The following is a 19,907-nucleotide window of genomic DNA, read 5'->3' on the forward strand; positions in this document are numbered from 1 at the left end:
TGCCAAGTTTTCTCCCTAATCTGATGGAGATGATTGTTATCCAAAAAGTCGACCATTGTGCTTAAAGGGTTTTCTAATTCATAGTCTGATAAATTTGTGGGCTGGTAATCGAGTTTTTTCATGATGTTTTCCATAATCTTATTTTTAAATCAGTATTGAATAGTAAAATTGATTGCTAATTGGAGGCTGTGGCTGGATTAGCAAATTCGTTATATAGCATGGCTTGTTGTGTTAACTGTGCTATTTTCTCTCCACACATTACCTTAGCAAGTGCTACAAACGCTATAATCTTATTGTATAAAAGCCAGGAGTCATCTTCGGAAATGTTAAAAGTATCTTTGTATCTCGCTCCCGAATAACTTTTAAGCAATACTTCAAAAAGTCTTTCGTCATCAGGGCTACCGGATAAGAACATTTTAATGGGGGCATTTGAAAAGCAGGAGCAGAGGTGTAAAAGACGGCGTAAATTATGCATCTCTGCTCGATAGGCCAGGTGCACCCTGATCAGTGCAATACAGGTTTGTTCTACTGCCTGATGCAGCATAAATACGCATACATTGTGCTGTTCAGTAACGATGCACTCATGCGCTCCGGTTAAGAAGCCGTCTGCTAATGTCATTCTGTGGTCGAAATGTTTTCTTGCTTTTATAGCCGCTTCAGTTGGAATAAAACGATTGGAGAAATCGAAAGTAGTCATTCCATTATGACTATAAATCAATTTGGCGGTACTGCAAACCGTAATGAAAAAACGATTGTTGGCTATAATAGCTTCCTCAATGGCTTCTTTCGCATGACAGAGGATTGTAATTACACCTTGTTTGTAATTGCCATTTGTGAAATCTTGGACCTCATGATCAATTCGGGTATTGCTCTCGGTGACAAGTAGTAGGCAATAATTGCAATAAAAGGTATCGGATTTTTCTTTAAAGCAGCCCTGGTCATCTTGGGTGTAACTGTTTTTGGAAAAGCTAAAGATTTGAAGAGGCTTGAACTTTTGGACAAGCTGATCGATAAACGCTCTAAAGTAAATCGAGTGGTCTTCTGCTGGGGATAAAATTTGTAGTTCCATATTGATCTCATTTAATTTTAACATTAAATAAGCCTCGAATAAATGGATACCTTGTTTGGAAATAGGGCTGGTAACTCACTTAGTTTGTTGCAGCATGGTTCTGGTAAACCGCCAACCTTTCGGAATGGATCTCAACAACATACATAAGCGAGCACCAGCCCTATTTATATAGGGCGGTGGATGCTACACTTACGCTCGCTGAGATTAAATTTACCAGATTTAGCTGCGAGGCTCGTATGCAATCCTAATTTCTCTTGACTAGAATTACAAAAGTATAATATTTAATTAATAATAACTTTCATTCAAACTTCTCAATTATTAATGTAAAACACAAATAAAATGATAAATAACATTAATATATTGACGTAATACATTACTGAAAGGAGTGATGTGATTATTTTGCGAGTATTATATTTGCTTTACATCAGTTTATATGAGTAAAACAACCTATAATCGTATCAAGTCAGTATTGGCAGAAAGAAAGAGGACAAATAAAGATTTGGCCGATGCTTTACAGATCGCGCCGGAAACTGTTTCTAGCTGGTGTACAAATTCAGCACAACCTTCTATTAAAAAATTATTCCAAATAGCTGTTTACTTGGATGTTGAGGCGGGGGATTTATTGGTCTCGTCTAAAAAATCATGAGGTCAATTATTTTAAAAATGACGGAGGAAGAACATGTTAAAGTACTTTTTTAGTTTTGTTTTTAACATTAAATAAGCCTCGAATAAGTGGTTACTAGTAAAAAGAATAGGGTTGGTAACTCACTTAAATATAATGTAACTTGGCTCTGACAAAGCCACCCTTTCTTTCGAAAGAGCTCCCACAACAGACATAAGGGAGCACCAACCCTATAGCAAATATAGGGTTTTGGTTGCTCAACTTACTCTCTCGGGATTAAACTGTCAGATTTAGTTGCGAGGCTTGTAAGCAATTCTTTATCACTAATGGTAGAACCGCAATTTTAATATTCGTTCGTTTTTCTAATTCATATATGGCAGATCAGTAGTATTTATGTTAATAGCGAATTTGCTATTAATTAATTTGTTTTATAGGTGTCTATTTGCCTTGTGAAGTATTTAAAGGATGAAGATTTTAACCAGCATTAGTCATGCATCAACATATGCCAAATTTTTGAAAGTTAATCCAACGGAGTTGTTTGATTTTACTGATTTAAAAGAGAAAGTCAAGAAATAAGGCTTATAAAAAAGAAAGCGGGAATGATCTCCGACCACTCCCGCTTCATCTAAATTAACGCTCTCACATATAAAGACGTTAATTAGGGTTAAATATTGTGTTATTTCTATGCAGTTGCCGTCTGAAAATAAAATACGAAACCCAAAGCCCAATTGAAGGTGAAAGAATTGATGAAATGAAAATTATATAATTGATCAAATTGCACGGGCAGATCAAATTTTCAATGCGCTAGATATACTATAGTTATCTTAGTAAAATTATGACCAATATTCATTTTCAAAATAAGCTTATACTCTGTTTATCCTTTTTCATATTTTCATCCTGTAAGCATGAAAAAGTATATCAAGCTGCACTTTTTGATGTAAAAGTTAATTTGAATGAACTCCCAAATGGTAAAAAACCTATATTTTCACAGCGGCATCTAAAAAGCAAGGAACAAAAATGGATCGGGGGGCTATTCGGATCTAACCAATTCATGGAGTGGAACGAAGTGCTTTACAATGGTACAGTTATCAGGATAAATCCCCAGGTTGCTCCCCCCAGCGATTCCGAATCATCATCTTACCCTTCTCAGGAGCGTTCACAATACGACTTTTATGATCTTACCTATATTAATCCAGCCAAAACGAGTTTCATTGCGCGCATTTCCGGTCCAAATAGTATAGGAAATAGATTTTATTTATTCACCGCGCAAAAATCGGGTTTAAAGGTCTATAGTATAGACAGACCTACAGTTATAGAGGGTGACGGACAATGGGAAAACCGTGATATGCTGAAGATTGGACCTGAATTGTTAATGGTAGATAATGACTATATTTTTAACCAGAGAACCGGTAAAGCTTATGAAATAACCCGGCCAGGAAAAGACAGAATCCGGGGGGAATTTGCAGCATTGTCGCCAGATAAGCAAACTATAGCCTTTACAACAAGTGAGCTGCTATACCAATGCCATTATCCCAGCGGTAAAGTCTATATCGAACCAATAGACGATCAGCAACTGTCTAAAATTGCTATTAATAAAACAAAAGAGTGGCCATACAATTATTTCGCTTGGATTACTGTGAATGGCAAAATGTTTCTACATCCAAAATGAAAGCACTGACTGATGGTGGCTATCTTCAGTTTATCAAAGCATTACATTTCTATTATTGCTTTTCGGGAAGCACTAAAGCCGCCAATAGCCTCAAATCATGCAGGATAAGGTTCTGAATTTGTAAAGGGTGGAGAGATTATAGATATCAAATTCTATCAGATCAGTGCTGATTGATATTCAGTGCAATTTTTCAAGCGATGAGTGTCAATTCAATAGTTATAGTGTGCTGATCTTTACAATCTAACCAAACATAAACCAATCAATATGAAGCAAATGCTACTCAGTGCTGGGATTCTATTGCTCAGTTACGTCTTAAAAGCACAAACGTTTGATAACGTTTTTTTTAAGCAAAATTTTCAGTACTCCAATGAAGTGAGTGATTATATTAAAGGAAATACTGGGACTACTTATAACAATAGCGCTAATCTGGGGGCGTTTTATGCCAGTCCTTTAGGAAATCCCTCTGCATCTGTAGGCATAACAGTCAAACCAAATAATCAACTCTTTTCAATCCTGCGCCCGCTTACTACTGTCGGGGATAATAGATTTGGTATGTTGAGAAAGTTTAACTTTAGCACGGCTCCAACTGCCATTATGCTGAAGTTCACTTTAATCATCAATAGCAATACCCCAACGCCTTCTAGTGGATCCGTCAACATGTTCGGAGCGCTTTTTGTACAAGTGGGCGATAATGGTTCTGTTATAACTGAGACCAATCCCGGTATCCAAACTGGTACTGTACTGATGAGTTTGCCTTTTACCTCAGTTAAATTAAGTACTGGTGCATCTACGTACAGATTTGCCACCCCAACGAATGTCAGTGGTGTATCGGTACCGTTCACTGCTGATTCTACGGCCTTTCAGGTCATAGTTAATAACTCGGCGAATGTACTGACCTACACTAACCCTTTGGGTAACACGGAAACAAATGCAGCCTACACTTATGATGTTTATGCAAAAACACAAAGTGGTACTTTAGTAAAATATTGTGATGATTTAGCATTAGCCTCAAACACATTAACATTTGGGTCTTTGAAATTTTCATCGTATTCTCCTTCATATCCAACTGGTGTTCAGGTGGGTTGTGATATCCATCTGGATAATATTGAACTGAGCACGATTGGTAATGTAGTGTTTTTGCCAATTAAGTTAAAAGAATTTAAAGGTATTCGGGAGAGTGGGGCCATTAATCTTAAATGGTCGACTACAACAGAGTTGAACATTGTCAGATTTGAGGTTTTAAGGTCCTCTGATGGCCAAAATTTTGCATCGGTAACAAGTTTAACTGCTGTAGGAAACTCTACGGAAATACAACCCTATAACTGGCAGGACAACAGTCCCGGCACTGGTACCACTTATTATAAGTTGAAACAATATGATTGTGATGGGGCTATCTTCAGCTCAAATGTGATCACCATCAATTAGAAACCGAAACTTACTTGAATATATGAAATCAGTTTTTTTTGCCTTGATATTCCTTCTGGGAGTTCTCAAGAGCGCGTTAGCACAATCTATTCCTTTTCCGCTCGGCCTGCACAGACCAAATCTATCCTGGGTTACTGATGGTAATGCCAGTGGGAGCAACAGCGATGAGTGGAAGGCGATCCTAGATAAGATAGCTGCGACAGGAGCAACCTGTGTAAGATTAAACCCAAATCCACATTTTCAGGGACAGGCCATTTCTGTCGAGCAGTTAAAATATGCCAATTCGAAGGGATTAAAGGTATTGATCGAAATTCCGATCACATTTCCCGATTTTTATCCGATATGCACCAAAAAATATGCAACTGGCAGTTTTGGAGAAAAGCATCGGCTTAGAGAGATAGATCCAGTAAAAATGCGTACTTGGTTTACTTCCTATCTGGCAAAGCTAAAAGTGGCTGAGATTGATATCGCTGCCATCGAATTTGGTAATGAATTGAACTGGATGGATTTTAACAACGATGTGGATGCCTATCCTGGAGGTAGGATGTATGACTATAATACGCCATGGAATGATACACAGTATGTTAAGATCAGGGAAGGGATTCAAAAATATGGGGAATGTATCAAAGGTATGTATGAAGAGATAGGTATCCAATTTCCTACAGATAGACCCAAGTTGATTTCTTGCGGATTGGTGATGCAGCGTCAACTGGATAGTTGGCATATTTCCCACAACGCAGCAATTGTGCTTTCCGATATGTGGATTAAGCTATTACAAGGTACCCATCCCAATCAACAGTCATCAACAAATTATCTTAATTATTTGGATGGCATAGGCATTCACCTTTACCCTTCTCCCGACACACCAGAAGAGGAGGTAGGTGATGAAATCAAAGCGTTGGCGGGCCCTGTAAACGCTATTATTCAGAACAGCGGGAAAATGCTTTATGTTACTGAATTTGGCTATCGGAGTATATCTCCAGTGTCTGAAGAAGATCGCTATCTGAAACATTATAGATTTATTCAAGCTGCTTCACAGCTATCATCCTACCAGTGGGGAGGATTTTATTTATACACTTTTGACCATCCCAGCTCCGCCGAAAATGATTGGGTGATTTATAAAAAAGGGGAATTACTGAAAACAGCAAAAATATTTGAAGACTTTAGCTATTTGATGCTCCCTGTTCAACTTAATGCTTTTAGGGGGGCGGCCAAAGGTAAGTCCATAACTATCAATTGGTCGACTGTCAGCGAGACAAATCATGAGCGGTTCGAATTGTTCAGGTCCTCCGATGCGAAGGAATTTTCAAAGATAGCCACCAGGACTGGGGCCGGCAGCAGCAATCAACAACGATATTATACTTACGAGGACATCAAACCTTTACCCGGAACTAACTATTACCGCTTAAAACAAATTGATTTTGATGGTAAGTATTCCAATTCCGAGGTCATCGCTGTTCATACCAAACTGGGCTCGAGCAGTCTTTTTGTAACGGTGTCCGAGGAAAGACCAATCGTAAATATTTTATTCATGGGCAACGCTAAGGGAACCATTTATTTATATGATATTTTTGGCAAAAAATTGGCCGAGCAGCAGGTCGTTTTATACGAGGGCTCTAATCAAATAGCGCTCCCGATACAGCTTGTTCAGGGGATATATGTTGTAAGGGTCAGTGCGGGCACTGAAACCCTGGTCAAGAAATTTAAGGTTTAACCAAATATTTTATGAACATATGAATATTAGTACAATAAACAATACTTGCAAGCGCTATTTGAAGGCTGCAACATTCAATGCATTACGTGTTTCTATTATAGCCTTTATCTCATTTGTCTCGGCCCAGAACTGTTTTGGGGCCAGTCAACAAAACCCGTCTACTACAACCAAGACCCTAAGTGATTCGACCGGTATACTTATTTCCGGTTTGGTAAGGGATAGCAATTCCAAACTATTGGCAAGGGCAACCGTTTCTGAAAAAAATGGGAAAACTACGAGTATTACAGATGCAGGGGGTAAGTTTTCCCTAAGGGTATCCAATCGAAATGCGGTCTTGAAAGTTTCTTATTTGGGGCTGGAAACAAAAGAAATACCCATAAATTCCCAGCGTTTTTTACAGATCGTATTGAACGCAAGCCAGAGCAAGCTCGATGAAGTAGTGATCATCGGTTATGGAACAAGTGATAAGAAAGACTTGACGGGCTCCATCAGTAGTTTAAAGGGTGAGGACATCAAAAGTGCCACTGCTACCTCTTTTGTAGATGCGTTACAAGGTAAGATAGCGGGCGTGAGGGTTAATTCCCAATCTGGCGAACCGGGGGCTGGAGTGAGTGTGGAAATAAGGGGGGGGAATTCGATCAATGGCTCATCCTCTCCATTATATGTGATTGATGGTGTGCAGATTGAAATGCAGGAATCTGAAGTGGCATCATCAAAAGTTGGCGGACGTACGACGTTAAATCCGCTATCAACAATAAGTCCCGATCAAATTGCTTCCGTTGATATCCTCAAGGATGCCTCGGCAACTGCAATATATGGGGCCAGAGGGGCAAACGGGGTGATTATAGTGACTACGAAATCCGGTAAATCAGGTTCAAAGCCTGTATTTAACCTGAGCTCCTCTTATGCCTCGTCCGAAATTACCAAAAGGATTGATGTATTGGATGCTCAAGATTACGTCCAGTACCGCTTTTTGAGATCGCCCAATGATAGGGGCTTTGGAACAGATCTGGATAATGATGGCGTACCGGATGTGGTTAGGGATGTAAGTGCGTTGGAGAGCTATGATTGGCAAGATGCTATTTTCAGGAGAGGTGCAACACAGAAATACAATTTATCTGGACAGGGAGGATCAAATTCATCGAGTTATTCCTTCGGTTTGGGTTATTCTGATCAGGATGCACTGGTGATCAACAATGATTTTAAAACCTACTCTGCCCGTTTCCAATATAACCATAGAGTTTCCGATAAATTAGATTTTAGCTTGACCGGCAATTGGGGCAAAACCAAAACTAGAGGAGTGGCGTCAAGTGGTGGGGGCGAAGGCAATTTCTCGGGCCTGATACAAGCTGCCTACACCTTCCAGCCTGTGCTGATCAAAGCGGTAGATGATTCCTTTACGCCCGTTTCTCTATTAGATCAACTTCTTAATTCCTATAAGCTTACAGATTTTGATAGGCTAATAGGTAACGCGAACCTCACTTATGCATTCACTAAGAAATTAAAACTGAGAGTAAGCGGAGGAGGTTCGTCCACTTCTTCAAAACTCTCTGAATTTTATGGAAAAAATACCCTTTGGGGGCAACAGGATAATGGAAAGGCCAACAATAACCATACGCAAACTGGAAATTATCAGGCTCATAGCACGTTGGACTACTGGACTAAAACGGCTAATCGACAGGTGCTAAAAGCGATGATAGGAGCTGAATTCAATTCCTATAATTATGAAAATTTTGGGACCAGCATCTCAAATTTCCAAGATCAGTCGACAGGAGTTTTCAATCTTGCCAAAGGATTAACACCAGGGTTTCCCAGCTCAAATTTTATTGAGCAAAATCGTATCTCCTTTTTTAGCAGGCTCAACTATGATATTAGCAATAAATATCTTTTCACTGCCACATTAAGAAATGACAATTCATCTCAACTAGGTCCAGGAAACAGATCAGCTTTTTTCCCTTCTGCAGCTTTTGCATGGCGCATTAAAGAAGAGAAATTTCTTAAAAATAATCAAATCTTTTCGGATTTGAAGTTAAGGCTAAGCTATGGAGTAACTGGAAATGACAGGATTCCGGCCTATAGATTTTTGTCCGAGCTCGGTACAACAAGTTATGCCGGTAACGGGACTGTACGATTTGGATTGTCTCCGATTTCCTCTGAAAATCTAAATCTAAAATGGGAATCAACTGCGCAGTATGACGTTGGTTTGGACCTCTCCTTATTTAACAATCGAGTTAATATGACTACTGATATCTATTATAAATCCACAAAAGATCTGTTATTACTTTCAGAAGTTGCTTCACAAACAGGATTTCCGACCCAATGGCAGAATATTGGAGAAATAAGTAATAAGGGGCTGGAAATAACCATCAACTCAGTAAATATCAACACCGCTGATTTTAAATGGAATACCACTTTCAATATTTCCTTTAACAGAAATAAGATCGTCAGTTTAGGCGGAACGGAATCTAAACCTGTGATTTTTAATAATGGTTACATCAACAATGTTGGGATAGTGAAGGAAGGCCAGCCCATAGGGACAGCTTTTGGCTATGTGTGGGACGGTATTTACCAGATTAATGATTTTACGTGGCAAAACAACAGTGATGCAGCAATTCCACACCAGTCGAGGACTTACACCATCAAGAATGGGATTACTAGTATTTCTGGAGCACAGCCCGGATTGTTTAAATATAAAGATCAGAACGGCGATGGAATTATCAATGCTTCGGACCGAACGGTGATCTCCAATAGTAATCCAAAGTTTAGTGGTGGATTCTCCAGCAATTTTACATTCAGGAATTTCTCTGTGAATGCTTTTTTTGAAGGGGGGTATGGTAATCAGATCTTTAATGAATTTCCTACACGGGTAGAATCAGGGAGTGGACAGGTATCCTTTAATCTGACCCAGCAATATTGGGACAACCGATGGACACCTGAAAATCCTTCAAATAGATATGCCAGCATATCTTCAGCCAATACTGATGCTGAAGCATCCAGTTACTACGTTGAAAATGGCTCTTATTTACGATTTAAGACTTTGTCGTTTGGGTACAGCCTTAAAAATAATGGCTTATTAAAGGCCACTGGTATTTCAAACTTAAATCTACTTTTAACATTGGATAACTTATACGTATGGACTAATTATAGTGGATTTGACCCGGATGTGAGATCTAATGATAAGTTACTCCCTGGATATGACAGGCTTGCTTATCCGAGGTCCCGTTCCATCATATTCGGTTTAGAATTGACTTTTTAATAGGTCATCAGGCAATTACATTAGCTTCTGCTAAGAGGCATTGGATACTCAAAATTTAAGACATGAAAAAGGCATTAAAATTTATATCGTTATCAGTTATCGTTCTCCTATTGGGCTCATGCGAAAAGTCGGCTTTTTTGAATAAAGCTCCATTATCATTTATATCACCAACAAATTTTTATAAGCAACTCTCAGATTTCGAGATGGCCTTGACCGGATGTTATCAAATGATAAATGCGCGTGAACTTCCAGGGGATGATGTTAGTGAAGGAACTTATAATAGTGGTTTACAGTACATGTTAAGTGCTGGGACAGATGAATTATCACTTAATAGCGCCGGGGGAGGGCCTGATGTCGAAAAATTTGCTGTAGCACAGTATACCAGTACCAATACTGCTATCGGTGATTTTTGGAAGGCCTATTATGCAGGGATTATGCGATGTAACGTATTGATCCAAAAATCAACAGAGGTAAATTTTGACGAGCAATCTAAAAAACGCCTGGATGAAATTATTGCGGAGGCTCGTTTTTTAAGGGCATTTTATTATTATCATTTTGCTACCTTATTTGGTGGAGTGCCATTAATTACAACCGCATCTCCTGACCCTCTGGCACCAAGGGTGAATTTAAAGACACTTTATTCGGAACTTATTATTCCGGACCTCATATTTGGTTACCAAGCCTTACCACATAGGGCAACGGTGTCGGGGGGGGCAAACAAATGGACTGCAGCCGGTTATTTAGGCGTGGTTTATAATTATTTAGCCTCCTGTAAACGTAGTAACGTCGGTAGCGATCTGAATTTTGAGCTGAATAGCTTTTCATGGGTTGATGAAGGTCAGATGAGCAATAGCGCAAAAAACATTTTAAAAGAGGTTGTTGATAACAGTGGCTATAAGTTAACTGCCAATTATGATTATCTCTTCAGGGAAACTACAAAAGCAGCGCAATACGAAGAGTGCCTCTTTTTAGCAGAGGCCTCAAATCAGCTTACCGCTACCTATCCAAGTATTGTCAAGCTATTTGCGCCAGGTGGTGATGTAAATACTTTCGGTGGTACCTGGTGGACACACCGTCCCACAAACGAATTCGTATTAAAATATGGCAAAGATTTAGATAAAAGATTTAGCCACAACATCACTTTGCCTTATGGCGGTACCCCTGCTATTCCGGATATCATTATCAATGGTATTCCCTATTGTGAACCTAGACCCTCTACCGGCCTCCATTGGCAAAATAATGCGGCTAAGTTTCGTCATGTAAAGCCTTCGGCTAAAACCATTCCATTGTGGGCCAGCGGTATTTCTATTCCCTTGTTAAGATATGCGGATATCATGTTGCAATACTCAGAAGCATTATATTTTACTGGCAGCGAGCCTGCAGCAAGATTGATTTTCTCAGACCTAAGAACGCGGGTGGTCAAGACTGGCAAAACGCTTGCTAATCTCAATACTTATTATTACAAAGCAGATTTTATTACTGAACTACTGGACGAACGAAGCAGGGAACTCTGTTTCGAAAGTAAACGAAGAATTGATTTAATAAGATTTGGTAAAATGACTGCCTACCTTAATAGTCTTAGTCACGCTGCGCCATTGCATTCCAATTATAGGGTCCAGGAATTAAAAGCCAATTGGAAGGAGAATAAAATCTGGTTCCCATTGCCCCAACGGGAACTTGATCTTAATGTAAATTTAAGAGAGCACCAAAATCCTGGATATTAATAATTAGATGAAGATGAGCGTTAAAATTTTAGCTATTGTTATTGTTAGCCAATTTTTTTTAAACAACATTTCGGCGCAATCAGAAAAGTATACCTTCCCGATTGGAATACACAGGCCCAATTTAAGTTGGGCGGGAAGCTTGGAAAAAGAACTTGAGATAATAGAGAAGATGCGAATAATGGGTGCCAGATCTGTCCGCCTTAACCCTAATTCAAAAGCAGAGGCAGATTTTGTTCAACACGTGCTACATGCAAACCGATTAGGTTTTAAAGTGAATTTCGAAGTTTCGCTCGCATTTCCAGAGTTCTATCATCCGAACGCCCAGCGACGGGCTAAAAAAAAGCATTGGGATCCGAGGTACCAGTTAAGTGATATAAAACCAGTCAACGTGCAGGTTTGGGCGGCTAATATGTTCAAAGAATTAAAAGCAAAGGGCGCAGTTATTGAAGTTGTAGAAGTTGGAAACGAATTTAACTGGATTGATTTTAACGGAGATATGCCGGAAATTGCAGGAGGAAAATACTATGATTATGACAGTGATTGGGAAGATCCGGATTACGTCAAAATCAGAAAAGGACTGGATCTTTACGGACAGATATTGAAAATAATCCGTAAGGAAGCGGAAAAGACATGGGGCAAGGGGGGGGTAAAGGTGGTATCAGGAGGTCTTGTTAGGCACATGAGTTTAGGTACATGGTTTAAAAATCATGATGCCACTATCTTAGCACCACAGGTTTGTTTGGATATTCTTCAGGGTACACATCCCAGGCAGACCAAGGCAACTAATTACTTAAAATATGCGGACGGTATAGGAATACATTTTTACCCTGTGGTTGCTGAACTGGATCTGGAGAAAGCAAAAAAGAGTTTGGGTGATGAGATCCGGCTCACTATGGATGCATTGGTAAGAGTCGCGGGGAACAATAGAAAGTTCTGGGTAACAGAGTGGGGATTCGCGAGACATAAAAAAGAGTTTAAAACTGAGGAGGAAAGGTTCATTGTAGCCGAAAATTTTCTTAATGTCTGTAAAACGCTACCTTACAACTGGGGAACGATGTACTTTTTTACCTTTGATGGTCAGAAAATTCACCGGGCTTATGAGGACGGAAATTATTTGTCAGTTTCAAAAATATTTAAGTGATTATGACTAATTTTTACCGAACCACCTTTCTGTTCATGCTCCTGTTTTTAAATTCACATGAGCTCTTTGCACAATCCCCATTTAAATCATTGACCATCAATAATGGGCTTCCACATACTGATGCTCTCGGTACCGTACAGGATTCAAAAGGGTTTTTATGGATTGCAACATTTGACGGCTTATGCCGGTATGATGGTACCGATATCGTTGTTTTCAGAAGTGAGCATTTGAATCCAAATTCGTTGTCAAATAACCGTATATTAAGTTTGGCATATGATGATAAACGTTCAGGTTTGTGGATAGCTACCCAATCTGGAGGCTTAAACTTTCTGAATCTGATCAGCGGGCAATTTACCCGCTTACCTGTAGGTCCTAAAAATTCTGTTATTACGGAAAAGTTTTGTGTTAAATTATTTGGGGATGAACTGTGGGTTGGTACGGGGCATGGCCTTTACGTAGCGGATTTAAGTAGAGGTGTAACCAAAGAACTAATTATCAAGCCTGTATTGCTGCCAAACGAAAGTATAGTAAACTATATCCATCAAGATACTAAAAAGGGAACCTGGATAGCGACACCTGGTGGAATCTATTACAAGGCACCAGAGCAGTTAAGGTTTAATAGAATAAATTCGAGTCCTATTACTGCTGTAAATACGATCACATCCTTTGATGACGATCATTTGATAGCGGGAACTGCCTTTGGGTTGTATAAAATAGCTATTTCAGATTTTTCGGCCCAAAAACTCAGTGATCTGAATGTAACGGCACTTTTAAAGGACGGTGGCGACAAAATATGGGCAGGTACCTCGGCTCAGGGTGTTTATGTTCTAAATAGCGTAGGTAATGTTCTTGATCACTACATATTTGGAAATAATCTGGAACAAAAGCAGGCGGTTGTTAAGGATATATATAAAGATCGATTTTCCAGTATATTTATTTCAATGCCGAGTGAAGGTGTGCGTATTTTGAATTCAAGCAGTTCAACATTCAAGCCTTATCCAAGAGGTGTAAGTTCTGCCGAATTTGCTAAACTTAAATATCCTTTATGCTTTTTTACCGATCATAAAGACTATTTGCTAATTGGAACCAGGGGCAGTCTCCTGGTTGTTTATGATCGTAATACAGAGAGGTATCATTTTACGAGTGTAAATCGTAGTATAAAAGGCAATGTAGCTACAGATGTTACAGCAGTTTTTAAAGAACCTAAAGGAGGTATTTGGGCGGGCACCGGTGATGGGATTTTTTATGCAGTTAATGGAACTTACCAAGATCTGATCAATGGGAAAACCAAATTTGAACGTATAGGTGGTGTTTCCTTCAAATACAAGGTTAATTGTATCATACCAGATAAAAAGGGAAGAACATGGGTTGCAACATCAGGTGGGTTGTTTTGCTATGATGAAAACAGGCATCTTGTATATAATTCTAATGACTATCAGGATAATAGTACAAAGATCTCAAATTCGTTTGTGAATGATGTTGTACTAAAAACGGAAAAGAATGGAAATCAATTAATAATTTGGGCAGCCACCAGGCGAGGCCTTAATAGGCTTCATTTTGATAACAATAGCTTAAAATTAAAAAATGTATTCCATCTCGTAGCGGACAGCAATTTACTGGGAGTACACTCTGATTGGATATCACTTATCCATTATGACAAAAAAGGTAATCTATGGTTGGGTACTATCGGTGGGGGATTAAGTAGGTTGACTGGTTCAGATGGCGATAGATTTCATTTTAAGACTTTAACAACGGCGGACGGATTGCTTACTAATGATATCGAAACATTGTTGGAGGATGATGAAGGAAATTTCTGGATAGGTGGATTTGGCTTAACAAAATTCAATCCACTTAAAGGAAGCTTCCAGTATTTTGATTCAAATGATGGCCTTCAGAGCAATTCGATAAAGCTCGGATCATCTTTCAAATCCAAAACAGGGGAGTTCATCTTCGGGGGCATAAATGGCTTCAATTTTTTCTATCCTAATGCCATTAACAGGCAATTAGTTATTTCACAGCCAGTCCTTACCCGTTTGATTATCAATAATATTACCATCAAACCGGGAGATGTGGTCAACGGAGATGTTATTTTGGAAAATTCATTGGAGTATTCTGGTAAGATAGAACTTAATCATACTATCAAAAACTTTGGACTGGAATTCACTAGCGTACATAGCCATGATTTTGAGAAAATAACTTATAAATATCGGTTAATGGGCTTCGAAAAAGATTTTGTTTACTCAGGTAGCCTTAAACGATCTGTTAATTATACTGGATTGCCAGCTGGTAAATATGTGTTTGAATTGTATGCCTCTGGAGGCAACGGTGTCTGGAGTAAGACACCAACGACTCTCGAAATTATCATGTTACCATCATTCTGGAATAGCAAAGGCGGATATGTTCTTTACCTTACTGTGATCGGACTGATATTTTTTCTACAATGGAGGAGAGCTTTGAAGAAAATCGAGATCCGTCATAAAGCTGCATTGAAACGTAATGAGCAGGAACAGGAGATCAAGTTATATGAGGATAAAATGGATTTCTTTACTATTGTTTCTCATGAACTACGCACTCCATTAACCCTTATCATCACCCCATTGGAACAGCTTGTTAATCGAAAAGATATTCCCAAAGCCATATTGCCTAGCTTGGAAATTGCACAAACGAACGCTAGCCGCTTAAAGTCGTTAATAGACCAGGTCCTTGACTTCAGAAAAATTGAAAATGGTAAATTTATCCTTCATAAGGAAAGCGTCGACCTGGATGAGTTTTTAAGAAGTACTTTTATTCAATTTACTGACCTGATCCGTGAAAAAGAGTTGATTTATAAAATAGCTGTTGATACCCAAAGTTATTATCGCCTTGATCCATTTAAAATGGAACAAGTATTACTTAATTTGATTTCTAACGCAATTAAATTTTCAAAGCCAAAAGGTAGGATAGAGCTAAGAGCAGATCGTGTCAACAAAGAAATCATAATCAGCATAGCTAATACGGGATCGTATTTGGATGAAAACCAAAAAAATAAAATATTTGATCCTTTTTACCAAGCTGAAGACAATAGCAATACCGGTACCGGGTTGGGTTTGACAATTTCAAAGGAACTGGTAGAATTGCATGGCGGAAATATAGAAGTTAAAAGCATAAATGGATCTTTATCTGAAGATACTACAACAACGTTTACCATTAGGTTGCCTTTACAGGAACAATATGCTGTTGAAAATTTATCAGTTAACGGACAGCTTGATAAAGATCGGTCATTGACAAAATTGGTAATTGTGGAAGACAATAATGAGCTACGTACATTACTTAAAAATGAATTTCTAAACGATTATTGTGTTTTTGAAGCTGAGAATGGTCAGGAAGGACTGAAGCTGATTCGTAAGGTTAAGCCAGCCATTATTCTTACGGATATTATGATGCCCCAACTGGATGGTCTGCAATTATGTAAAATGTTAAAGTCCGATATTTCTACCAGCGATATACCGGTCTTAATGATCACAGCACGTGATAGTGGGCAAAATAAAATAGAAGGACTGGAGGCAATGGCCGATGATTATCTTGTTAAGCCGTTTAATCTGAAGGAATTACATTTAAAAGTGTCAAATCTGGTCAAACAACGTGAACTTCAAAAAGTAAAGTTATCCAACGATGCTGCATTAAAACCTGCTGTATTGCAAGTTGAGCCTCGTGACGAAAAAATCTTAAAGAACTTAATTGCTATAATAGAGCAGGATATAGATAATCCCGATTTTTCAGTAGAAAAATTAAGTCAAAAATCTGGGATGAGTCGTCCAGCTTTATATCGTAAGATAAAAGGTCTTACGGGGATGTCCATTCAAGTATTTATTCTGGATATACGATTAAAAAGGGCTGCCCAATTACTCTCCACCAAAGGGCCTAATGTATCAGAAGTTATGTATCAAACTGGATTTACTAGTGCGTCTTACTTCAATAGGGCATTTAAAAATAAATTTGGCGTGAATCCTAAAAATTATCTCAAACACTAACACACCGTTGGATTTCCTTTTCGCTGTCAATTGCCCTAATATAGCCATAGGCGTCACCAAGGATGTAATATCTTGAGGCTGCTACTCCCGAATAAACGCGCATCTGGTCATCCAGCAAAATAAAATCCCCGTTTTCTTCGTAGGCAGGTATAAAGATTCCATTCAGTTTGCCAGTATTTATGCCGATGCTGGTTCCATTATAGAAATGGCAGGAATTGGTCAGCAATTGTTTACTGTCTTTGGAAAACAGGCAGTAGTGGGGGTAAGAGGATTGCGGTCCGATTACTCCAATCTGGTTGCCTTCGGAATCGAGAACGCGGTAGTCGCTGCCTTGGTCGGCTGCTATAATGAGCTGGTTGTCATCAGATATGGTGGCATTTTCCATGTCCATGTTAGGACTCCATTCCTCATCATCCTGGTCTATTACTGGATGTATCATTTGTTCCTCTTGTTGCGACAGGATAAAAATGCCTTCGGAGGTTGTCAGCAAGATCTTTTTGCCATCGTTGAACGGAGTCATTTCGGTGATGCCGTGGCCAGAATGCTGACTGAGTGTAAATTCTGCAATGGTTTCGCCCTGTCAGCCATGGGTTATGGTAATCTTGTCCTTTACTGCAATGGCAAACACGTTTCCTATTTTTGATTTACCGATGGCGCGGATATTTTCGTCCAGTTTAAGGAGCTCGCTACCGTATAGGAGATAGGCTTGTCGCTGCTCGTATGCTGCTCCGGTGAGAAAAACGATCTTCTGGTCTTCGATGAATTGGAGTTGGCAGATGCTTTGTGCATTATCGTCAATCAGGTCGATCAGGGGAGTATGTGCAGGTGGGAAATCCTGCCTGAATTTTTGGTTTTCGCCCTTTTCGTTAGCCTCTTTTATCGCTGGGATCTTCGCCTTTCCAGTTGTCCCAGCCATGCTCTTCTGCGAAGCGAACCATTTCGTTTACGGCGCTGGCATATTCGGCCCCTTTTGTTTGCCATTCCTGCTGAATGTTGCTGTTTTTTCTCTTAAAAAGATTCAACATGGTATCTGTTTTTGTTTCTCTAAGATAGAAAATATGCTCCATTGTGTTTTTTTTGCATTATCTATATCTTTTTTTAAATGTATTTTTGACATTTAAAAAAATAATCTCTACTTTTTACCTCTTAAACTAACCAAATGTATGAACAGCCAATTTCTATACACAACTATGAATGCTTCTGCCAGTAAATATTGGTTTGATCGTACATCATCTTAAACATCGTCTGCCTCCGTTTTTTAAATTACAATTAACCGATTTATAAAAAAATAACTACCAATATGATCAACATAAGGAATTTGCTTTGCGGATGTTTAATAATACTATGTATTTCAAAATCTTATGCGCAAGACCTCAGTATTTCCAGTCCGGATGAAAAGCTGACTGTTAAATTATCATTAGAGGAGGGTAGACTCTACTATCGTGTGCTTTTGGAGGGAAACGAAATGCTGGAGAAGTCGCCTTTGGGACTGCGTGGAAACAAGGTGGATTTGTCCGCGAACCTTCGTCTGGTAGATAAGAGTTCGCAACACATCGACGAAACCTATTCTGAGCCGAAAATAAAAATCAGCACTGTTCATTACCAGGCGAATGAACTGGTTTGCAAATTTGAAAATCTAGCTAAGAACCAAATTGAGGTGGTTTTTCGCGTCAGCAACAACAATGTAGCATTTCGGTATCGAGTTCCTCAAACTGGCGAAGCTGCGAATTTGATCATTGAGGAGGAATTAAGCGGGTATAATTTCCCGGCAGCGACAACAACATTTTTAACGCCACAGGCAAGTCCGATGATCGGTTGGATGAAAACCAAGCCCAGCTATGAGGAAGAATATACGCCGGATCAGGCATTAGGGATACCCTCGAAATATGGCCTGGGTTATACCTTTCCGGCACTGTTCCATGTGGGGGATAAAGGTTGGGTGTTACTTTCTGAAACAGGTGTGAATGGAGCATACTGTGGTGCAAAACTGAGCGAAGGAACAAAAGATGGTTTGTATAAAATCGCTTTTCCTGAAAACGGGGAGAATAACGGAATGGGACGTGCAAATCCGACGATCGCATTACCCGGCAATACACCATGGCGGACACTGACAGTAGGGGCAGACCTCAAGCCAATTGTCGAAACTACAATTGCCTTCGATGTGGTGGAACCGCAATATAAGGCTTCTAAAACTTATACTTTCGGACGCGCCACCTGGAGCTGGTTGTTATGGCAGGATGGAAGCATCAACTTCGGTGATCAACAGAAGTTTGTGGATCTGTCGTCAGCCATGGGCTATGAATACGTGCTGGTCGATAACTGGTGGGATACCAGGATTGGCCATGATAAAATTGAACAATTGGTAACCTACGCTAAAGATAAAGGTGTAGGGATCTGTCTGTGGTACAATTCAAATGGCTTTTGGAATGATGCCCCGCAGGGACCTAAAAATAAAATGAATATGGCTGTTGCCCGGAAACAGGAAATGGCCTGGATGCAAAGCATCGGGATTAAAGGCATTAAGGTGGACTTTTTTGGTGGCGACAAGCAGGAAACGATGAAATTGTATGAAGATATTCTGTCAGATGCAAACAGTTATGGGCTGACTGTTATTTTTCATGGCTGCACGCTACCACGTGGATGGGAGAGGATGTACCCTAATTTTGTAGGGAGTGAAGCAGTACTGGCTTCTGAAAATCTGATTTTTACACAGCACGCCAACGATACTGAAGCATTTAATGCTACTTTACATCCCTTTATCCGTAATGCCGTAGGATCTATGGATTTTGGACCTGTTCTGCTGAATAAACGCCATAACAAGGCAAATAATGGAGGGACTATCAGGAAGACAACCGAAACATTTCAGTTGGCAACTGCCATCTTGTTCCAGACTCCTGTCCAGAATTTTGGGATCACTCCGAATAACTTCAATGAGATGCCAGCGCATGTGATAGATTTTATGAAAAAGGTGCCAACAACCTGGGACAATACCGTATTTATCGACGGTTATCCAGGAAAATACTGTGTGCTCGCGCGACGCCATGGTGATACGTGGTACATTGCCGGCATCAACGCAGAACAAAAGGAAAAAAATATTATGGTGTCTCTGCCGATGTTAACTGGTAAAGAGGTATTGCTATACACTGATGATAAAAATAAAAAGCCAGAAGTGAATAAAGTGAAACTTCAGAAAAATAAGCAAATGGCGCTTAAATTACTGCCTGGCGGAGCTGCCATCATTACCGGAAAGTAGGCCTGGGATTCGGGCAAAAGAAAT

The 19,907-nt window shown here is 39.5% G+C and carries 13 protein-coding genes; 9 read left to right on the forward strand and 4 right to left on the reverse strand.

The annotated features are described in order from the left end of the window. Positions 1–175: 175 nt before the first annotated feature. Positions 176–1,069, reverse strand: a complete 894-nt coding sequence (locus tag BLS35_RS00005) for a HEPN domain-containing protein (protein ID WP_165973199.1) — start codon at positions 1,067–1,069, stop codon at positions 176–178. A 433-nt stretch (positions 1,070–1,502) separates the two neighbouring features. Between BLS35_RS00005 and BLS35_RS00010 the strand changes: the two genes are divergently transcribed. From BLS35_RS00010 to BLS35_RS00045, 8 genes are all read left to right on the forward strand, one after another. Beyond that, positions 1,503–1,715, forward strand: a complete 213-nt coding sequence (locus BLS35_RS00010) for a helix-turn-helix transcriptional regulator (protein WP_090776739.1) — start codon at positions 1,503–1,505, stop codon at positions 1,713–1,715. Positions 1,716–2,742: 1,027 nt separating this feature from the next. After that, positions 2,743–3,360 carry a hypothetical protein gene (locus tag BLS35_RS00015; RefSeq protein WP_132225911.1) on the forward strand — a complete coding sequence of 206 codons (618 nt, stop codon included), beginning with the start codon at positions 2,743–2,745 and terminating at the stop codon, positions 3,358–3,360. A 264-nt stretch (positions 3,361–3,624) separates the two neighbouring features. Next, positions 3,625–4,785: a hypothetical protein gene (locus tag BLS35_RS00020; RefSeq protein ID WP_090776741.1), complete on the forward strand. Its 1,161-nt coding sequence runs from the start codon at positions 3,625–3,627 to the stop codon at positions 4,783–4,785. Between the two features lie 22 nt (positions 4,786–4,807). Then, positions 4,808–6,499 (forward strand): T9SS type A sorting domain-containing protein, encoded by a 1,692-nt coding sequence (locus BLS35_RS00025; RefSeq protein WP_090776742.1) that lies wholly within the window; start codon positions 4,808–4,810, stop codon positions 6,497–6,499. Between the two features lie 19 nt (positions 6,500–6,518). Next, complete coding sequence (locus BLS35_RS00030; RefSeq protein WP_090776743.1) at positions 6,519–9,755, forward strand: SusC/RagA family TonB-linked outer membrane protein; 3,237 nt, start codon at positions 6,519–6,521, stop codon at positions 9,753–9,755. A 62-nt stretch (positions 9,756–9,817) separates the two neighbouring features. Further along, positions 9,818–11,479: a RagB/SusD family nutrient uptake outer membrane protein gene (locus BLS35_RS00035; protein WP_090776744.1), complete on the forward strand. Its 1,662-nt coding sequence runs from the start codon at positions 9,818–9,820 to the stop codon at positions 11,477–11,479. Positions 11,480–11,492: 13 nt separating this feature from the next. Further along, complete coding sequence (locus BLS35_RS00040; RefSeq protein ID WP_132225910.1) at positions 11,493–12,620, forward strand: hypothetical protein; 1,128 nt, start codon at positions 11,493–11,495, stop codon at positions 12,618–12,620. 2 nt (positions 12,621–12,622) lie between these two features. Further along, entirely contained in the window at positions 12,623–16,630 is a 4,008-nt protein-coding gene (locus BLS35_RS00045; RefSeq protein WP_090776746.1) for an ATP-binding protein, read from the forward strand. Here the strand turns inward: BLS35_RS00045 and BLS35_RS00050 are convergent. The 3 genes from BLS35_RS00050 to BLS35_RS00060 form a co-directional block, all read right to left on the reverse strand. Continuing rightward, positions 16,620–17,069, reverse strand: a complete 450-nt coding sequence (locus BLS35_RS00050; protein WP_139205877.1) for a hypothetical protein — start codon at positions 17,067–17,069, stop codon at positions 16,620–16,622. The two genes, BLS35_RS00045 and BLS35_RS00050, sit on opposite strands and share 11 nt — an antisense overlap. Before the next feature lie 141 nt (positions 17,070–17,210). Beyond that, positions 17,211–17,546 (reverse strand): hypothetical protein, encoded by a 336-nt coding sequence (locus BLS35_RS00055; RefSeq protein ID WP_090776748.1) that lies wholly within the window; start codon positions 17,544–17,546, stop codon positions 17,211–17,213. Continuing rightward, positions 17,497–17,697 carry a hypothetical protein gene (locus BLS35_RS00060; protein ID WP_090776749.1) on the reverse strand — a complete coding sequence of 67 codons (201 nt, stop codon included), beginning with the start codon at positions 17,695–17,697 and terminating at the stop codon, positions 17,497–17,499. Before BLS35_RS00060 ends, BLS35_RS00055 begins: the two co-directional genes overlap by 50 nt. A 233-nt stretch (positions 17,698–17,930) precedes the next feature. Between BLS35_RS00060 and BLS35_RS00065 the strand changes: the two genes are divergently transcribed. Beyond that, positions 17,931–19,883: a glycoside hydrolase family 97 protein gene (locus BLS35_RS00065; RefSeq protein ID WP_090776750.1), complete on the forward strand. Its 1,953-nt coding sequence runs from the start codon at positions 17,931–17,933 to the stop codon at positions 19,881–19,883. Positions 19,884–19,907: the final 24 nt, after the last annotated feature.

It is taken from the genome of Pedobacter sp. ok626 (genome assembly GCF_900100435.1).
Lineage (GTDB): Bacteria > Bacteroidota > Bacteroidia > Sphingobacteriales > Sphingobacteriaceae > Pedobacter.